This is a genomic window from Candidatus Poribacteria bacterium (assembly GCA_026706025.1).
GTDB lineage: Bacteria > Poribacteria > WGA-4E > WGA-4E > WGA-3G > WGA-3G.
Window position 1 is genome coordinate 1 of sequence record JAPOZO010000097.1, and the last position, 19,484, is coordinate 19,484.

Below are 19,484 nucleotides of genomic sequence, written 5' to 3' on the forward strand. Positions count from 1 at the left end.
ACCTTTCAAACAAGAATGACATTACGCCTTCATTGGACGAAAACAAGGAAACTAAAAGTTCACGCTATAAGATATTGGCTCATCATCAGCACTTTTTTACTAAAAACAGAGTTGCCAGGTCTAAAAACTTATAGGTAGCAACTTGGGTAATCATAGCACCGACATCTTATAATCGCTCTTCCAAAAACTCGATTCCGGCTTCCAGATCAATCTCATGCTCACCTTGAAAATGATCCAAAACCAATTGATCATGGTGTCCAGATGCGGCATAAATCCTCTCCAGTTGTCCGAATGCTGATAATGCGTCTGCCTCAATAAAACACATATCGTCCGAACCGATTTGCACCATACACGCCCGCGGTGCGATGAGCCCTGCGACATCGGCGATGTCTCCAGCCTTCCGAAGCCCGAACATGAATTGTGAACCGCATGTATTTCCACGCCCGCGATCATTCAAAGCGTCCGTCAATGTGCTGAGATAACAGACAATAACTGCCGCCTTAACCCGCTGATCTAAGGCGGAGATGTAGGTCGTCATTGTACCACCGAAGGAACAGCCCATGCATCCTAAACGACCGCTATCCACCTCAGGACGGGACTGGAGATAGTCCAAACACCGCTGCCCATCCGAGATATTCAATTGCAGGAGTTGGTAGCCGAAATATCCGAAAGCGAAATAGGCGATGTTGCATCCATCGCGACCGGGCCGGCGTGCCCATTCATCCCTATCCTTGCGCTCACCGAAGCATCGCCAATCGGGTGCGAGTGTTACAAACCCGCGCTGTGCTAATTCGACGGCGTACTGTTTCTGATAGTCGTCTACGATGCCGACTGCGCCATCTTTTCCGACCCCGTGTCCGTGTGCACAGAGCACCGCGGGTGCCGGATCATCTACGGTTGCGCCGTCAGGGATTAAGACATAAGCGGGAATCGAAGAAAAAGGATCTGGATTGAAGATAATTTTTTCCCGTATGTAGCCATCAAATTGTGTCTGCTCTAATGTTTCAACTTCTAACGGTAATGCCTCTGGTGAAGGTCCCAAGTCCTTAATGAGGTTGCCTCGGAACCGCCTACGCCATTCCTCCCAGTCCAGTTTGCCTGTGCCATCAAAATGAAGGGGTGGTGGTGCTTTTAGAAGTTGTTCAACACCTTGCTCTACCGTCAAAAAACGCTGTACCGTCATAATCGCGCTCCTCTCGTTAACAATGCAATCATCCTGTTAACATATCGCTTATTTTTTATGCCATTATGTATACCTGAAATTAAAGAAAAAGTCAAGTATTGGGTGTGTAAAGTCAAAAAAGTCGCGATTCGGTATTTGCTTTCATCGGTAAATTAAATGCCCTAAGATAGTAACATAGACTATTGACAACAAAAGTCTTTACATCCGCTCAAGTTTTCGGTATAATAAAACAAAAATAGGAAAGTAGCAGCGGAGGTCCCCGCGCTAACGGAGAAGATATTTTATGGAACTTTACGAAGCCGTCAGTCCATTGGATTTCAGATACTACGGCAGTGATCCAGATTTTATGAAACGATTGTTGCCCTATGTCTCTGAGTCTGGGTATGTCACGTATCAGGCAAAAGTGGAAGCGGCGTTGGTACGGACTTTAGCAAACTATGAGGTCTGTTCATCAGCCATTGCTGACGAGGTAGAGCAAGCAGTGGACTTGGTAACGGCAGAAGAGGTATACGAAGAGCAGTCTCGTATTCGGCATAATATCCGTTCGCTCGTCAACGTGATCCGACGGAAGATTAGTCCCGAAGCGCGCCCCTATGTCCATCTGTTCGCGACCTCTGCGGATATCCTGGATACTGCCACTGCATTGCGGTTCAAAGCACTCACGGAAAACGTTATTGTTCCCGATCTAATCGCATTAGTGCAGCAACTTATTGGATTGGCGCGTGCGCATGCAGAGACGGTACAAATCGGTAGGACACATGGACAGCATGCGGAACCGACAACGTTTGGTTACGCATTAGCACTCTATATCAGCCGTCTTGGTACCCGAATTGAGAAGATTCATGAGGCAGGGCAAAACCTGCGTGGTCAATTTTCAGGGGCAGTAGGGGCATTTAATGGACTCACGCTGATACATGAAGCACCTGAGCAGATTGAGGCGGATTTCCTGGCATTGCTCGGTTTGAAACCTGCTGATACACACACATCAACACAGTGCGTAGAACCGGAGTTCATCTCGGATCTGGCATATCAGATTACGGCGGCGTATACGGTGCTTGCGAACTTCGCGGATGATATGCGGCATCTCTATCGTACCGAAATTGCCGAGGTCGGTAGGAAATATAACCCGCAGTTGGTAGGTTCATCAACAATGCCGCATAAAGTGAATCCAGAGGCGTACGAGAACATCAAAAGCTTATGGAAGGCATTTGTGCCGCGCATGCAGACTGTCTTTATGGATAGCATTTTAGAGCATCAACGCGACCTGACGAACTCGGCATCCAGTCGTTTCTTGACAGAACTGTTTACGGCGTTTGATTACGCCATCTATCGGCTTCGGCGTGCGTTGGAAGAGATGGATGTGAAGTCGGACAACATGCGACGTAACCTCGCACTCAGCGCGGAGGATACCATCGCGGAACCGATCTATCTGTTAATGGCGTATTACGGATTTCCCGATGCGTACGATCACACCCGAAAATTGATTGGTCAGGTCCATCAGACTGGAAAGAGCCTGACAACTCTATTGTGGGAAGATGAGGCCTTCCGACCTTTCCTGGAAAAATTGACAGAACCGCAGCGAGAGGCACTACGAGATCCGACGAATTATATTGGTGCCTCGGTACGGCGAACCCACGCGACATGCGATGAATGGGAGAAACGGATTTCCAATTATAACATCCCGTGATTTGAAAGTTTTGAAAAACTAAAACGTGAGCGGTAAGGCGATGTTCCCTATACTCCTTCGGCGAGAATTACTCGCCAATCTTATGACATTTCGGTTTCTCGTTGCAATGGTTGTCACACTGTTGCTGGTTGTTGCGAATACTGTTGTACTAATTGCCGATTATGAACGCCGTCTAATAAGTTACAATACCGCTGTGCAACAACACGCTCAGCAGGTTTCAGAGGCAAAAACCTATTCGGAGGTGGAGGGAAAAATCTTTGTGGACCGACCGCCCAACCCGTTGAGTATCTTCAATGCCGGTTTGGATCGACGACTTGGCAACTCCATCACTGTCAGACATACGCTTGTCCCAACCCTTTGGGATACCCATTCACACAGCGCAGATAATCCGTTCCTCAACCTATTTTCCAGTGTTGATCTGGTCTTAATCTTTCAGGTAATTCTCAGTCTACTGGCACTGCTTTTCGCCCATGATGCCATCGCTGGGGAACGGGAAGCAGGCACGCTCCGCTTAACAATGACCAACTCTGTCAGCCGTCCGGTTATTCTGTTGGCAAAGTACATCAGTGCGATGGCTTGTCTGATTCTCCCTTTAGTTATGAGTTTACTCCTCGCACTGATCTTATTTTCTGCGTCGGGATCAATTTCGCTGAGTGGTGATGGTTGGCTCCGGATTTGTGGCATTCTGCTAACCTCAATTATCTATCTGTCCGTTTTCTACCTGATAGGATTGTTAATTTCCGCGCTCACTCGCCGAACTGCGACCGCTTTGATGCTGTCAATGGTGATATGGAGCACTCTGGTCCTCATCTATCCAAGCCTCATCGTATTCGCGGTCAATCGGCTTTGGCAAACACCTTCTCAACTGGAAGCCGCTTATGGTGAAATTGAACAGATATGGGAGGGGTTTGAAAGAGAGCGGACAAATTTCTTGAAGAACGATGAAGTTGAGGGAGAAAATACAAACTTCAATGTGAAAGGTTCAGGTAGTTCGGGCACGGGTTATAACTCTAACTCAGCAACACTCAGGTATTTTAGAGCAGAAGGACGCAATTGGACAAGCATAAATGAAGATTCAGAACCGCAGCTGATTCATGTGAAAGCTTTCTTTCAATTCTTAGAACCGCTACGTATTGACGCAGCGGACAAAACTGGACTGGTTCGTCAGCAGGCTTTGGACCAGGTCTACGTTCACAAAGCAAATTTCGCAAAAAACCTGATGAGGCTCTCGCCAGTGACGATGTACGATCTTGCAACCGAAGCGTGGGCAGGCACAGGTTTTCATAGCATTTCGGATTTTATCATATCAGTTCAGCGGTACCGGCAAACGGTTATCAATTATTTCCACGATAAGGCGGTTTTCTCTTCGCGGCAATGGTTCGCCAGCGACCAAGGAGAGGTCGATTGGAGTGATTTACCGCAGTTTTCCTATCACAGGGCAGATGTATCGACCAACGTAAAACACGCCAGTGGGGATCTTGCATGCCTGTTCCTCATTAATGTCGTACTGTTCATGATGACGGTTCTAACTTTCGTCCGGCAAGAAGTGTAGAATAGTTTTCAATCATCAGTTATCGGCTTGCTTCACAGTGAGAGCTAAGAGATGTTTTGGAAAACTTAGCCAAAACTTGCAGCCCCAACCAACGGACCGGGGCATGTCACGAAAAGGAACGTCCCTGCCAAGCCATACCTGACCGAACCGTAAGGAAAATTAAAAAAATGATTTGGCATATTATAAAACGTGAGCTTTACGACCATTTGAATAGCCTACGATTTGCCTTCACAACGGTATTGCTCATCATACTGATGCTAATTAACGCGGTCGGGTATCTGGACGAGTACAAAACACAATCGACGACATATCAAAAAAAGGTCTCAGCAGCTTTAGACAAGATGCGCTCGCAGACAGACAATCTGTATAACCTACTGATAGCAGGACCGGGTAATCTGTATAAGAAACCTTTTTCACTCTCCTTTTGTGCGAGCAGCGGTGAAGGCTTTATCCCCGAATCCGCTGAAGGGGGTAGAGCCGGTTGGAGCATAGGTTTCAATGGTTTCTCAGCCAAAGGATTATGGCGTATGAAATATCCGCAATCCAACCCGAACCTATGGGATATTATGCCAGATTATAGGAACGTTGATTGGGCGGATATAATCTCCATAGTGTTGAGTTTGATTGCGATCCTGTTTACTTTCGACACGATCTCCTCAGAGCAAGAACGCGGAACATTACGACTGACACTTTCCAACAGTATTTCACGCGGCACCGTATTGGTCAGCAAGTTTCTTGCAGCATTGATAACGATCAGTATCCCTTTCCTGATTGCGGCGTTGATTAACCTTTTTCTACTTTATAGTTCAGGAAGTACTCCGTTGGGCCCAAGCGAATGGGGACGATTGGGAGTCATTGTTCTTATCGCTTTTGTTTATGTGTCAATCTTTCTCGCGCTGGGGCTACTGATCTCTTCCCATGTGAGCCACTCGTCAACGAGTCTGACGATTCTCTTACTCATTTGGGTTGTTTGGATAGGTTTACTGCCTTCCACACTGGGCGCGCTCACCAGTGGCTTACAACCAACAATGACCAGCGACGAATTGAATGCACGTCGAGAGAATCTGCGCCAAAATCTTGACGAGCAATACGAAAACCGCTGGTCCAAAACAGCCTCACGGGATATCCCAGCAACAGAAGGAACGTTATTATGGTCAAAATACCTTACAGAAGACGCAAAACGCAATGAAGAATTGAATCAGGAACACTTGAATACTCAGATTACGCAGATTCAACTTGCCAGATCCATAACCCGTATATCGCCTGCGTCAAGCGTCCGATATGCCATCGAATCCCTTGCTGGAACGGGTTTCACACGGCACGTTCAATTCTTAGCGCAGGTGCGCCGATACGCAAATGAATTTAGTAGGTTTCTCATTGAAACCGATCGGATTGATCCAGAAAGCCCACATGCACTCGGGTCCAAGGAAGGCACTTCACAAAAGCCGGTCAGTTTTGAGTCAATCCCGAAATTTGAAGATCGCATTAGTTTTAGTGGTGCCTACACCGCTGCATCTACGGATATCCTGTTACTATTACTGTTTTTTGTAGTGCTGTTCGCCGGTGCGTTTCTTTCATTCCTCCGTGTTGATGTTTAGAAGGTTCTCTAACCTCATCCACTTCAATAAGCGAAAATTCAAGAGATAGATAGAAAAACCTTGGTGTCTCCTATCAACTGTTAATCCGATTATCTCGGAAAAGAGATGTTAAACCAATCTGTAAAGGGTGTCAAAGTCAACAAAGGATAGACAATGGAATTCGTGTAAGTAAAAGACGGTAGCCCTGTAATCCTTGCGGACATAACTATGTCAGTGGAGGCGATTGGAATGTTTGATATCACCTATTTAGGACGGCGATGTTTTCGTTTCATTAAACGCTATCCGCGCATATCAACAGCAGTAAGTTTGCTGGCAGTTTTCTGTCTCGGCATTTGGGCAGGACGGGTCATTCAGTTTAGCAAAATAACTGACTATTTCCGCTCCTATACCGATCCCGAGATGAGCGATGTGACAAAATCAGTTGTGGACGGAATTACGCATCGGCAGATATTAGATAACGGCGTGCTGACGAATATCCTTACCATATCAGCAGATGCAGCGGATATTCGTCCATATCGTGCGTTGGGTGCGGGCATCGGTACAGAATCGTTGGTATCGCTTGCGCGGCGGCACAATGCATTCGCTGCGATAAATGGTGGCTTCTTTGAGATGGTGGGGACGCTCCGCGGAGAGTCTGTCGGTGCGCTGAAAATTGACGGTGAATGGGTAAGTGAACCGGAACAAGGTAGAGCCGTCATCGGATTTAGGACAGTTGATGGGAAAATTGAGACGTACATTGATAGGATTGCCTTACGGCAGGAACTCGTCTTGCCGAGCGGAGAGACGTTCCCAATTGACGGTATGAATCGGAGCCGTGGTCGAAACGAATTGGTTATTTACCATCCACAGTTCCATGCGGTAACGTTGACAACGCCCAATGGTGTGGAGGTCGTCGTCCGAAATGGGAAAGTAACCAGTATCCACGATAAACAGGGGAGTTCACACATTCCGGCAGACGGTTACATTCTTTCCGCAAGTGGAAAAAAACAGAGAGATTTATTGGTAGGTATTAAGCAGGGTGATGCTGTCGAGATTCGTGAGATGGTAATTCCAGAGCGTGTTGGGGACAGCAACTTATGGACAAGCTTCGCGCATATTATCGGTGGCGGTCCGTTGCTATTGCGAGACGGTGTTGCGCCTTCCACACAAGCATACGAGCGTGAAGGGTTTGACCAAGCGTTTCACAGTTTTTGGCATCCGCGCACAGCAATCGGTAAAAAGGCAGATGGCACGCTCCTTTTTGTGACAATAACGGCAGCAGCGGCGGGTGTTCGACGCGGCGTTATGTTACCACGGCTCTCGGAATTGTTTCTGGAATGGGGCGCAACGGATGCCCTTAATCTTGACGGTGGCAATTCATCAACGCTGATAATTCGAGATGAGATTGTAAGTGTCAAGCAGAAAAATTCGACTAAGCCCGAATCTAAGGATAGATTGAAATTAACTTCTCGTGACAAACCACCCCGAGCAGGGGATCGACCACAACGGGTTTCGCGTGGCAGACCGATTCCAGAAAAGGCGCGAGCAGATCGAAACACGAAGACAGCTCGCGGGAATCGCCGAATTCGTCCGATGCCACAGCAACAGGGACGCGCAATTGCAGATGCGATCTTGATTTTTTCCAAGCCTTAGGTTATAATGTAAGAGATATTTAGAATTTTCACAAAAAATTGAGGCGATGAGACTACGCCTTTAGTAAGATAAGATCAACACGTCTAACTGCAAAAAAACAGATCGGAATAGGAGGAGAAAAAGCCGTGTTAAACAACAGCAGCCCCCCCGATACTATCGAAAAGAAACCTATATCCGGCATGGAACCGAAGCCAACTTTACTCTCAAGACGCACTTTCTTCAAAGGATCCGTTGGGCTTGCTGCCTCCGCGATCGCTGCAGGTGGGTCAATTCTGCCTGCCCAGGCTCAGTTTGGCGGCGGGTTCCGGGAATATATCCCGTATGATGCGACACGCGATATTCATTACGGCACGCGATACGGGGTGATTGAACACCATTACCCTGAGATGAATCCGACAGGTGAGAAGTTCACCTTTGTCCGACTCAAGTATCCCGGCGGGGATTGGTACACAAATATTGTCAACTATTATCGCTGGCCATCGGATCACAAATTCACTGAGGAACTTGCCGAAAATACGACAATAGATGTCGAGGTGCGCGAGAATCCACAATATGTTGATATTGACGACGAGGGTTTATTTGCGTATCCGTTCCTCTATATGACAGGCCATCGCGGGATTCGGCTTTCTACCGAACAGGTGCGTAAACTGAGAGACTATTTTGAACGGGGTGGTTTTCTGCATGTCGAAGATTGTGATGCACGCCTCAACGGTGGGCGCGGTGGTTTGCGTCCATACATCTATGAGATGCTGCGCAAGGTCTTCCCAGAAAAGAAGTTGGAACCTTTAGAAATGAGCCATCCAATTTATCACACACTCTATCCACACGATGAATACCTCGGCGGCGATAAGCGCATTCCGGGTATCTCTGATCACGACGAAGCGATCATGGAAAATGACCGTGTGATGGTCTACTTTTGCCCGAGTGACCTGAATTGTGCGTGGGAAGGTAGGCCGTGCAGTCCTGGTGGCGAGGAGCAACGAAAATGGGCATTTGAACAAGGAATGAATATCGTCGCATACGCCCTAACACGGTAAATTTAACAGTTTTATTGATAACTGAAAAGGAACGAGAGGAAAATCATGAAAAGGAATTTTAGGTTGACTTGCAAGCGATTCTCAAAATGTACGCTGTTTTGTCTGGTAACGCTGTTCATTTTTGCTCCCCCGCATGCCAACGCACAAGAACGATTTTCGGATGCAGTGGGGCCTGTTACCGTTCGAGAAGTGACAGCAATAACCCCGCTGGTAGTGCCGTATATCACATGGGGTGGCGAAGCAGCACTTTTTCATGCCAATGGTGGACAGACAACGCGTCCGGGTACGATTATGGCGGAACTCGGCATGAATCTCAAATTGGTGCCGGGTGATAATTTTCAGCAGCAGGTCCGCGACTATCTCTCAGGCAAATCGCCTTTTTTGCGTGGCACCTTTAGAATGATAGCACAAGCGAGCGAGGCCGTCGGAAAGGATGCCCGTACAAAACCCGTCGTTTTTGGGCAGCTGACCTGGTCGGCAGGGGATCATTTCGTTGGACGTTCTAACATCCGAAAAATCTCTGATCTTCGGGGCAAGAAGGTTGCTATCCAAAAGGGTGGACCGCATGTTGGGATGCTTTATGATATGCTGAAGACCGCTCGGCTTTCAAAATCAAATGTGGAAATTGTTTGGGTTGACGAATTAACAGGTGCGAATGGACCCGCGGAACGCTTCCGAAACGACGCAACTATCGCAGGATGCTTTGTGATAACGCCTGACATGATTGGATTAACAGGCGGTCCTGAGAACACCGGGACCGGCGCCGAAGGGACTGTCAAAGGCGCGCGCGTTGTTGTCAGTACTGCCACACTTTCCCGTTCTATCGCTGATGTCTACGCCTGTCGCAAGGATTTCTACGACGCTTACAAACCGTTTGTTGAACGCTTCTTCGCGGGTTATCTGAAGGGTGCTGAAGAAGTCGTAGCACTGAAAAAATCGTATGAAACGAGCGGATCGGAAAAATATACGCAGCTGCTAACGATGATGCAAAACATTTACGGCAAAGAAGTGTTACCGACACTTGAAGAAGATGCTCACGGCTTAATCGCGGATTGCACGTTCGTTGGGCAGCCGGGCAATATCGCTTTTTTTAACGATCCGAGCAATACTATCAGCGGCTTTGAAGGCTTCAATAAAGCGGGATTGGATATGGCAGTGAACTGGGGGTTTGCAAGGCAGAGATATGCATTGATTCCCTCTGATTTAAACTTTAACGCCTCGACCTTTAAGAATTTGCTCACGACGACCGTAACGGCTCCGACGCAATTGAAACAGACCCGTTTCAAAAAGGAGACAGTGCGCGCGGAGATTGAATCGTTTAATGAAGACGCAGTGCTTGACGAAAAGACGCTGATCTCGTTCACAATTCAATTTGATGCGAACCAAGACACGTTTAGCGATACGAAGTACCGAGAAGAATTTGACAGGGTTGTTGAATTAGCTTCAAAATACGGGAATGCTGCCATAGCGATAAAAGGACATAGCGACCCCTCTCGAACCCTGAGTGTATTAGTTAAGACAGGACTCCAAACAGGCATTCTGAAACGAACGGGTACACGAGGCAACTACAAGTATTTTATGGAGGGTAAGTCTTTTAGCTTGGAAAACACTGCAAACCTGATTCGGCTAATTCAGCAGAAGAAGTTTGATGATGGTAGCAGCGTTGAAAGTCCGTATCAAGTGATGCGGGCTGCACTCAAACTCTCCGAGCAGCGCGGACAGGCGGTTAAACAGTCGATTATCAGCTATGCGCGTCGGAAAAACGCACGCATCGATCCAGACCAGATTGTGCCAGTAGGTGTCGGAATTAAGGAGCCTGTCATTGCGAAGCCGACGAGTGCGACTGAAGCAGCAGAAAATCGGCGTGTTGAGTTTGCACTGATTAAAGTTTCAGCGGAAGCCGTTGCAGCCTCTGATTTTGATTTTTGATAGTTATCAGTTATCGGTTATTGGTTATCAGTTATCAGTTACAAAAACCGCTGAAAACCGATAACTACTTCCGGGATAGGTTTTTTATGAAATGTATTATGGCAGCCGGATTCGGCACGCGATTGATTCTGTTACTGAGTTTGTTTGTCTTTGGTCTCCAGATTTGCAGTGCTGACGACGACATTCATAAAGATAACATTGTTGTGATTCTCGATGCTTCCGGTTCAATGCAGGATAAGTTTAGTGGTGACCGGACGAAATCAAAGATGGAAGCGGCGAAGGCGGCATTACAGGAGGTGCTGTCTAAAGTTCCTGACGACACACACATCGGGTTGCTGGTGTTTAGCGGTGCCAATATCCGTAACGAATGGGTGTACCCATTGGGACCAAAGGACACGCAACAACTGATAACAGCCATTCATTTACCACAACCGAGCGGTAACACACCCTTAGGAAAATATATCCGAATTGGGGCAAACCGTCTCCTTGAGCAACGCGAAAAACAGTACAACTATGGGAACTATCGGTTGTTAGTTGTCACGGATGGTGAGGCTTCGGATGCTGATAAAGTCAAGCACTACACGCCTGCGATTCTCAATCGACAGATTCGTATTGATGTTATCGGTGTTGATATGAAAACCGATCACATGTTGGCAAATGTCGTGGATGGTTACCGCAAGGCAGATAACCCCGGAGAGTTAGTGGCAGCGGTATCACAGATTCTTGCGGAAACCGGTGATACAGGTACGGATGTTGGTGGTGAAGATGCCTTTGAATATATTGCGCCCCTTTCGTCGGAAATCGCTGCGGATTTGATTCAGCGGCTCACAACGCCGCCGAGCAATACATCAATCGCTGTAAAGCAGGCAGAGGCAACACCGACGCGAAAAACACCACCGACACAGGCTCCGACCCCACAGCAACGTGATACTGAAAACCGAGGCACCCTATGGTTTGTTGTAGTTCTGATTGTGTTATCCGTTATCGGTTTCTTGATTTTTAGAAATAGGAAGTAGAAACTATGGACGCTGGCAAGAAAAAACGCATCATCATCATGGTAGCGAGCTGGCTCGTTATTATCGGGGTCATCGGGTTAGTCTATAAGTTCGTTGTTGAACCGTGGATCCGAGGCGATCTCGTCAAGGAGACAAGCACGCAACGTTATGCGCATAACATCAAGATAGCACACGACTCGTTTCCGGGGTATGCGATACTTCGTTCTCCGGCTGTTCAGAATCTTCTGGAGCGTCAAGGTGTTAAACTTACGTTTGTTGACGATAAAGCCGATTATGTCGGACGGATACGTGCGTTGAAAAGTGGTAAGGTTCAGATGGCGGTTTTCACGATTGATGCCTACCTTAAAGCGGGTAATGTTATCGGCGAATTCCCCGGTTCAATCGTCCTCGTGATTGATGAGTCTAAAGGTGCGGATGCAATTGTTGCGTATAAGCGAAGCGTCCCGCAAATACCGAGTTTGAGTAACCCGCGGGCGCGTATCGTGTTGACTCCGGATTCACCGAGCGAAACGCTTGCGCGCATTATGATCAACAAGATGAGTCTGCCGAGCCTACCTTCCTCGTGGGCAGTCGAGACAAACGGTGCTGAAGATGCCTATAAGAAACTCAAGTCCGCTGATCCAGACGAGCCATACGCTTATGTCATTTGGGAACCTTATGTGACCAAAGCCCTTGCGATTGAAGGTGTGCATCTGCTGTTAGATAGTTCAAAACTCAAGGGTTACATCGTTGATGTATTAGTGGTTCAGCGGGAATTTTTGGATTCACAACGTGAACTCGTCACGCATGTTGTGCAAGCGTATCTTCGAGCAAACTATGACTACAATAACCAACCCGATGGGTTAGCCGCCTTGATACAATCAGATGCAAAGCAGTATGGGGATTCGCTAAACCGAAATGAGACAGATAAGTTAGTAAAGGGAATTGAATGGCGGAACACGGTTGAAAACTACGCCCATTTTGGAGTGATTCCGTCATCAGAAGCAAAAAGCACTGAAAGACTCGAAGCGATGATCGCCAAAATTGTGCAGGTGTTGGTACAGACGAATTCAATTTCTGCCGACCCAGTATCAGGCAATTACGAGCAGCTATTCTTTGAGGGTATTTTGCGGTCACTGCACCACGATAAGTTCCACCCGGGTATGCTGAACGCGAGCGGTAATGATGAGTTAGACGGCATTTTCGTCGGCTCAACACCGATGGAACAGGTTCGAGAAGAGGCATCACTGAATCCACTTTCAGATGCGAACTGGACTTCGCTTGCGCCTGTGGCAGCGATGAAGGTTGAACCGATCCAATTTGGGCGCGGGAATGCTCGGATCCTTCCAGGTAGTAAACGTGCGCTGCAAGAACTTGCTGCGAATCTAAAATCGTTCCCCCAGTACTATCTCAGAGTCGTAGGACATACACGTCAAGAGGGGGATCCGGCGGCGAATCGGGTGCTTGCATTACAACGCGCTGAGGCAGCGGCAGCATCACTGAAAAATTTTGGTATCGCAAATCATCGTATCCGTGCCATAGCGAGCAACCGAACCTCTACGCAGATGCGCGGTGCAGCAGCACAAAGCGTGACATTCGAGCTTCTCGGAAAACCGTATTGAGGAATAGAGGGATGGTTATCAGTTGTCAGTACGGTTTTTCTGCGAAAAACCTTTCGGCTGTCAGTTAAGAGGGGGTTTGACTAAATCAGAACCCTCTTTAACCGATAACCGATAACCGACAACCGATAACCATTAAAGAAATTGATTGATCGGAAATTGTTTCGGAAGAAATTTTTACTCCATCTTCTTGGCAATCCTTACGTTCTCTTTCCTTTTGCCGTGGGCGGCTCCATTGCTTTTGCATCTTGGGTATTCAATTTAGAACCGAAGATTCTCTATCTATTCGGGAGCGCGATTCTCAGTGTTTTAGTGCCTATTGGAACTCTGATTAGTAAGTGGGCAACCGGGACAGACGATATAGCTAAACAGGTTCACAATGAGATTCTTCAAGAAGTCCAACACAAGCAAGAGACAGAACTGAACACTTTACATGAACAACTTGAAGCGGATGGCGACGCCCGAACAGAGACGATGCTTGGCGAACTCCGCGCCTTGCACACATCCTTTCAGGAGGAAGCAGGTGCGGACGGATGGATGGGTACCCTTCCAATTACCGTCAGAGCCGACATTACTAACAAAGTTTCTGAACTCTTTACACAGGCAGTCGAGTGTTTGAAAGACACGCTTAAAATGCATCAAAAATCAACGGGGACACAATTAGGAACTACCGTTAAAGGTGTGCTTCAACAACATCGAGAACAACTGATTAAAGACGTTCAGCAGACAATTGTCCAACTCTCCCATCTCTATGCCCGGGTACTCACGCTTAACCCTGAAAGCGATGAGACAGAACTCACACGTCTCCGCACTGAACTCGACGAGAGCCTCACTTTTGCGAAACAGGTCGATGCAAAGATACGTGAATTAACACCGCCTCACGATTATGATACCCCTAAAATAAAAAATGAGGAATAACAGATATTTCATAAAAAATAATAAAGTAAAGGACAAAATTATGGCGCGCCACATACGGCACTATGACAATATTCCGAGCAGCTGGGAACCTGTTTTAGAACGTTTAAAGCGATTTGAAGCACTCACGCAGCAAATCAATAAAGCAAAAAAGGAACAGGGCACGGATTCAACCGAAATACTTAAAACATTCTATACACAACATGATGCCTTGATGTCGGATACGTGTGCACGTTTACAGCGTGCGCCGACATATTGTGATGAGGCGACCTTAGACACCGCGTTTGTTGAAGCCGTCTGGCTGGCTCTTGAACACTATCCAGCTCTGGTGTATCACCCAGAGATTGAAAATTTAGATACCGCAGGCTCTAAAATTTTCACACTTTTCGCTCCGGATGCTCCAGCAGTTTCGGACGAACGAGAGAAACTAAAAATCCGGCTCCAACGCGCATTCAACCTGGATTCGGAAATGGTGGAAAGACTCACTCGGGACCTGTCTACCCGGACAAGTCCGCTGCGGCATCGACATCAAATCATGTTGAGTTTAGAGACTCGCTTCAATTTGGTGTCCGATAACCCGAAACTGGATGCAGAGACCCTACAGCTCTTTCAGTCTTTATATCCAGGTGCCCCTTTTGAAACAGGCGAGGTAAAGTTGGTGAAGACCTCCTCCGCGCTGTATTTCTGCCTTCCTACTGAACCACGGGAAAACCTACAAGAACCGAGTACTCCGATAGATGATGCGCCTGAAGAAAGCCAAACTTCACAACGTCCGAAAACTTATTACGAAAAATTTCTGCGAAAAATTTGGGAGGTTGAACCGTTTGCCCATTTTCCTGTGTTTGGAACCTTTGATGCAGAAGACTTAGACTTAACCTTGCGTCAGGAAATCGCTGCTGACACTGACTTGTCCTTGGAATTGGTCACGTCAACATTGACGCGTATGATCGGCGTGCTTCCGTTACCGGAACTCGATAAATATCTAATTCATGATACATGGGGACATCAGTGGCAAGAAAGTCTACTTGATTTTGAGGAACCGTATACTGCGTTGACGCTGTTTAAACGCCCATTATCCTTAACGGAAACGGCATCGGTTTTGGGGGAGCAGACTTCTTTCGCTGACACATTCGTCAAAACTGAGACGGGGACAATAGCCCTTGACTCAGAAAAACTTCAGCAATTTATAGATGCGGAATTGTACGAACGGGCAATTATCGCCTTTACACCTATTCTTGCAGAAATGTTGGCGGATGTTGTGGAATACAAGTTTTTAGAATTATATCCTGAGCAGGCACATTTACTGCCGAGTTCTTCCTTACTCAAAGCGTTTCCGAGCAAATTGGATTTGACCCTTGTAGATCTGCGTACTTGCTTCGTCCATGCCTCTGAAGTCTTCCAAAACTGGGTTGACTCTGCCGCAACACAACAGCAGTTACATAAGGAAATTTGCGAGAAACTTGATATACCAGACGAGACAACAAAACACAAGGCACTCTCACAGGTCTTGCGTACCGCTGTCGAGCTCTGTAAGGCACAGCTTCACGCTTTCTACCAGCCCGAATGGTCATGGGAAACAGTGAAGATGGGCGAAGACAGCACCTTGAAATTGAACGCGTTCAGCTTCGCTGCACTAAACTTTCTCCGAATCCACACTGCACTCATCCAGACCTATGAAGATCTCTCACAGATCAAGACACCGTATGGTTTCAAAGATATTCTGGTATTGGCGATGGGTACTTTCTTTGAAAGAAATCCACAGCAGAATATATGGCAACTGGATAGTTTTTTAACGGAAGCGTTTTTCCCACGCTGGAAAAAATTGACCGCTGCGGATTCGAGCGTTTGAATAGAAAATGAACATCCGATACAACCTGACACGGTAATTAGGAACATTTTGCGACGAACCGCTCTTACAGATGTAGGCGTAATTTTTCGCGAAACCGTTCATAAGCGAGATTCGCGCCAGCGATGTTGCCGGAAGCGGGTCCTATTTGGAGCTGCGCTATGGTACCGGAACAGAATAGATTCTGGATCGGGTGAAGTTGTAAATTGTCATCAAGGCGTGGCAAACCTCGGACGATCGGGATCTGGTGTTGTGTGCCCAATTCCTTTAGAAATCCATAACGGCGCAGATTGAATTGATATCCTGTCGCCAAGATGATGCGAGAGACTCCGCGAATGATACTGTGCGTTGTTTCAACCTGTAAGTGCTGTGCTTGCTCTTTCTTATCCACCGAGCCGATGTTAAGGATACAGGTTTCAGGATAGAGCTCAATGTTCGGCGCGTTCGTCAGTGCTTCCATAATATCGGGCGTAATACTACCTTCTCCCCTGTTCTGCTGAATAATGTCGTAACGCTGCCGAAAATCGGGTTCACTTGCAAACTCGGCGAGAGCCTTGGGACCTAACCACACCGGCGGGAAATCAAACTGCTCTGTTCTCAATTGCTTTCGAGCAATTAGTGCCACACTATGTCCGCGTTCACTAAGACTTTTGGCAAGTGTCCCTGCTGTTAATCCACCACCAACGATGACGATTTTTGCTGGTGTAGTTCCCAATTCTTTCGACAGAAAAAATTGGGATGCGTGTATAACCCTGTCAGGGTATTGGTGTTGCCATTGTGTGAACTCCGGTGGCACGTAGGCACAATCGTCAGCACCGATGGCGAGAATAACACAACGACTCCGAAACCCTTCATTGCCGGTTGAGATTAAACGGAACGGAAACGGACCAGCACCTTTGTCCCACCGTAGTTTTGCCACCTCAAACTGATAGTAGACTTGATGTTCAGTTAACTCAGTAAGTGCAGCGTTGCAGAAGTCCCAAAAGAGTTGGGTGGAAGGTTGTGCATAAGGGGGTGCGAGTTCACTCGTTCGGTTGTGGCGTTCTGCGTATTCAACGATACCGAGTGCATCGGGGGAAATGTGATGAACAGCGGGGGAACGGAGAAATGTCATGCCTTGGCGTTTTGTCTTGTCTCGCCATTGCGTGAGAGGTTGCGGATGCCGATCGACAATAGCGATCTGTTTTGCTGCTGTCGGCATTTCGCGGAGCAGCCGAAACGCAATGGATACGCCGTGTATTCCGCCACCGACAATGGTAATGGGGATATTCCGGTGTGCTAAATGGTTGTCAGTTGTCGGTTGTCGGTTGTCGGTGGGAATGGCTGATGGCTGATGGCTCGTCATTAGGCTATCGCAAAATTAATTACGGACTTTACTATAAACCCCCTAAATCCCCCTTATCAGGGGGACTTTAAAGCGATATGCATAAGTCCTATAGATCAAAAACTTAATCGGTATTCGGTCCGGGTAGATGGAAGCTTTTAAGTGCGAAAGTTTGTGCTGAGAGTGCCTCAGTCGCTCGGTAACGGCTGTATCTATATTGAACGACACCGATGGATGGCGCGACCCAATAAATTGCGGGTGGACTAATCAAGAAACTTGACGGCTCTGGACTATCCGCGTAAACGACCTCTTCGTGAACGACATAAGTGGTGTAACTGCCTGCGGGGACGGTGACCTGTACATCTTTTTCAGCGACATAACGCGTGACTTCCACAGGTATACCAGCGGTCTTCTTAAAAACGATCCATTCCTTTCCGAGCTTCAGCGGGAAATCCCAGAGGCGGCGCGGTGGGAAATGTTTCGCGTGTTCTATAGTAACGCCAGTGGTAGTACTTGGAAGAAAAATGTCAAAAGCGGATTCCACCAATGCTTGCGGTGTTTTGGAAAAGTAGGTCGCAAAAATTGGAAACGGGAACACATCAACAAATTCCGTGTCAAACCGTAAATAGAAAGCATTTGCGACCAAGTGGTCAACAGCCTGCCAGTTGAATTGGTCAGGTTCACCGGGACTCATTGGACTCACAGTCATTTGCCGATGTGTCGTTCCACTGATATCGCGTGTTCCTTCGACACGAAGTGTGAATTCCTCATCGGTATCAACATTGACATACGTCCATGCGGACCCCGTATCTGTGGGGAAGTCAATAGCGTGTAAACGTCCGACTGTATTCGGAGGCGGCAGTGAGGTTTCGCCGTGTGGGTCAATCAACCCCTCGTCCCCACAACTACAGAGGAATAGTAAAAGAAATATAATGGTACTCGGTTTTCGGTTTTCGGCTTTCAGTAAGGAAAACCTGATACGCATCAGACTTCTCTTTAACTGACAACTGATAACTGATAACTGATAACTTTTCATCATTTCACCACACAGAATTTTCCGGTACTTTGGAAACCGTTGCCATCGGTTGCTCGGAAAAAGTACAGTCCGGTGCAGACCATTTCGCCGCGTGCGTTTGTGCAATCCCATTCGGATGCATTGTCAAGCACCTTAATTAAGTTCCCAAAAGCGTCGTAGATTTCAACGGTTAAGCCCTTCGGATAGAATGATAAGTGTTTGCCTTGTCCGGCGTAAAGTGGGTTAGGTGCGACTGTGATATTTCGATTCGCACTGTTTGCGATATAGTTGAAGGTTTGTCCTTGCCAGATTCGGGTGCCTGTTACGCCAGTTGGCGTCTGTCCGCGAATTTTATAGAGATAAATACCTCCCGGTGGAAACCCCTTGGTGCGGAGCGTTCCGATCCATTTTGTTTCGGTTTCCTGCGTTAAAAAGATGGTATAACTATCTTTATTCGGGCTTTCTACCGTTAGGTGTGGTGCGCCTTGTAGGGGTTGTGTGCTTTGCACCTCAATCTGCCATGCTCCTGTGCCTTGTGGTTGTGTATGAACAAAGAAAGCCGGTGCTCCACTCGCCGCGTCGAATGTTGGTATAATGCCGTTTGGAACGATACTCGGTGTGCCCATAATCCCCATTGCGTTAACAGGCACAACAGCATAATAATAGTGGGTGTTGTCTGGATCAAAGAATATACTATTAACAACATCCTGAAAGACAGCAGTGTCTTCAAACCGAGTTTGTGTGATGTCAACACGTCCGACGATCTCTATATCGTCTTCAGGGATACCGTTGTTATCCCGATCAGCAGCGGCGCGGACTTCATCGGGATTTTGGAAAGGTTGTGGAACATCCGTCTCACTTTGCAGGATATAGCGTTTTCTCACGATTGCCACGTTCTGTATATCAGTCGAGTTATCAACATTCCACGTCACGATGGGTCCATTACTACCTTGTGTGACCTGTGCATTGGAAAGGGTTCCGGTCGGTGGCGCGCCTGCTGTATAACTGACAGCCCCGCCGAAAGTTCCACCGGGAATTATAACCTGTTCGACATCAGGATGCATATTGATAAGGACAAGGGTAATTTCCTGAATATCTCCGCCAAAATCTTTGAACGTCATCTGTGCCTCTTGGGAACGTTGATAGGTGAAC

At 47.4% G+C, this 19,484-nt stretch carries 14 protein-coding genes; 10 read left to right on the plus strand and 4 right to left on the minus strand.

Going from position 1 to position 19,484, the window contains the following annotated elements:
- Positions 1 to 166 precede the first annotated feature (166 nt).
- Complete coding sequence (locus OXH00_25015) at positions 167 to 1,183, minus strand: dienelactone hydrolase family protein (GenBank protein MCY3744288.1); 1,017 nt, start codon at positions 1,181 to 1,183, stop codon at positions 167 to 169.
- A 283-nt stretch (positions 1,184 to 1,466) separates the two neighbouring features.
- Between OXH00_25015 and OXH00_25020 the strand changes: the two genes are divergently transcribed.
- The 10 genes from OXH00_25020 to OXH00_25065 all read left to right on the plus strand — a co-directional run bounded on the left by OXH00_25020 (position 1,467) and on the right by OXH00_25065 (position 15,996).
- Positions 1,467 to 2,870, plus strand: a complete 1,404-nt coding sequence (locus OXH00_25020; protein MCY3744289.1) for a lyase family protein — start codon at positions 1,467 to 1,469, stop codon at positions 2,868 to 2,870.
- 40 nt (positions 2,871 to 2,910) lie between these two features.
- Positions 2,911 to 4,422 (plus strand): ABC transporter permease subunit, encoded by a 1,512-nt coding sequence (locus OXH00_25025; protein MCY3744290.1) that lies wholly within the window; start codon positions 2,911 to 2,913, stop codon positions 4,420 to 4,422.
- A 167-nt stretch (positions 4,423 to 4,589) separates the two neighbouring features.
- Complete coding sequence (locus OXH00_25030; GenBank protein MCY3744291.1) at positions 4,590 to 6,020, plus strand: ABC transporter permease subunit; 1,431 nt, start codon at positions 4,590 to 4,592, stop codon at positions 6,018 to 6,020.
- Positions 6,021 to 6,248: 228 nt separating this feature from the next.
- On the plus strand, positions 6,249 to 7,652 hold the full coding sequence (locus tag OXH00_25035; GenBank protein ID MCY3744292.1) for a phosphodiester glycosidase family protein: 1,404 nt from the start codon (positions 6,249 to 6,251) through the stop codon (positions 7,650 to 7,652).
- Positions 7,653 to 7,777: 125 nt separating this feature from the next.
- Positions 7,778 to 8,689, plus strand: a complete 912-nt coding sequence (locus OXH00_25040) for a DUF4159 domain-containing protein (protein MCY3744293.1) — start codon at positions 7,778 to 7,780, stop codon at positions 8,687 to 8,689.
- 45 nt (positions 8,690 to 8,734) lie between these two features.
- Positions 8,735 to 10,618 carry an ABC transporter substrate-binding protein gene (locus OXH00_25045; protein ID MCY3744294.1) on the plus strand — a complete coding sequence of 628 codons (1,884 nt, stop codon included), beginning with the start codon at positions 8,735 to 8,737 and terminating at the stop codon, positions 10,616 to 10,618.
- Between the two features lie 98 nt (positions 10,619 to 10,716).
- Entirely contained in the window at positions 10,717 to 11,634 is a 918-nt protein-coding gene (locus OXH00_25050) for a VWA domain-containing protein (GenBank protein MCY3744295.1), read from the plus strand.
- 5 nt (positions 11,635 to 11,639) lie between these two features.
- On the plus strand, positions 11,640 to 13,235 hold the full coding sequence (locus OXH00_25055) for an OmpA family protein (protein MCY3744296.1): 1,596 nt from the start codon (positions 11,640 to 11,642) through the stop codon (positions 13,233 to 13,235).
- A gap of 156 nt (positions 13,236 to 13,391) precedes the next feature.
- Positions 13,392 to 14,150, plus strand: coding sequence for a hypothetical protein (locus OXH00_25060; GenBank protein MCY3744297.1), 759 nt, complete (start codon positions 13,392 to 13,394; stop codon positions 14,148 to 14,150).
- A 40-nt stretch (positions 14,151 to 14,190) separates the two neighbouring features.
- Positions 14,191 to 15,996, plus strand: a complete 1,806-nt coding sequence (locus tag OXH00_25065; protein MCY3744298.1) for a hypothetical protein — start codon at positions 14,191 to 14,193, stop codon at positions 15,994 to 15,996.
- Positions 15,997 to 16,060: 64 nt separating this feature from the next.
- On the opposite strand, the gene OXH00_25070 is transcribed toward OXH00_25065, so the two are convergent.
- The 3 genes from OXH00_25070 to OXH00_25080 form a co-directional block, all read right to left on the minus strand.
- Positions 16,061 to 17,338 (minus strand): SidA/IucD/PvdA family monooxygenase, encoded by a 1,278-nt coding sequence (locus OXH00_25070; GenBank protein ID MCY3744299.1) that lies wholly within the window; start codon positions 17,336 to 17,338, stop codon positions 16,061 to 16,063.
- Positions 17,339 to 17,441: 103 nt separating this feature from the next.
- Positions 17,442 to 18,302, minus strand: coding sequence for a hypothetical protein (locus OXH00_25075; GenBank protein MCY3744300.1), 861 nt, complete (start codon positions 18,300 to 18,302; stop codon positions 17,442 to 17,444).
- A gap of 50 nt (positions 18,303 to 18,352) precedes the next feature.
- Positions 18,353 to 19,484: hypothetical protein (locus OXH00_25080; protein ID MCY3744301.1), on the minus strand; the 1,132-nt coding region annotated here is incomplete at its 5' end.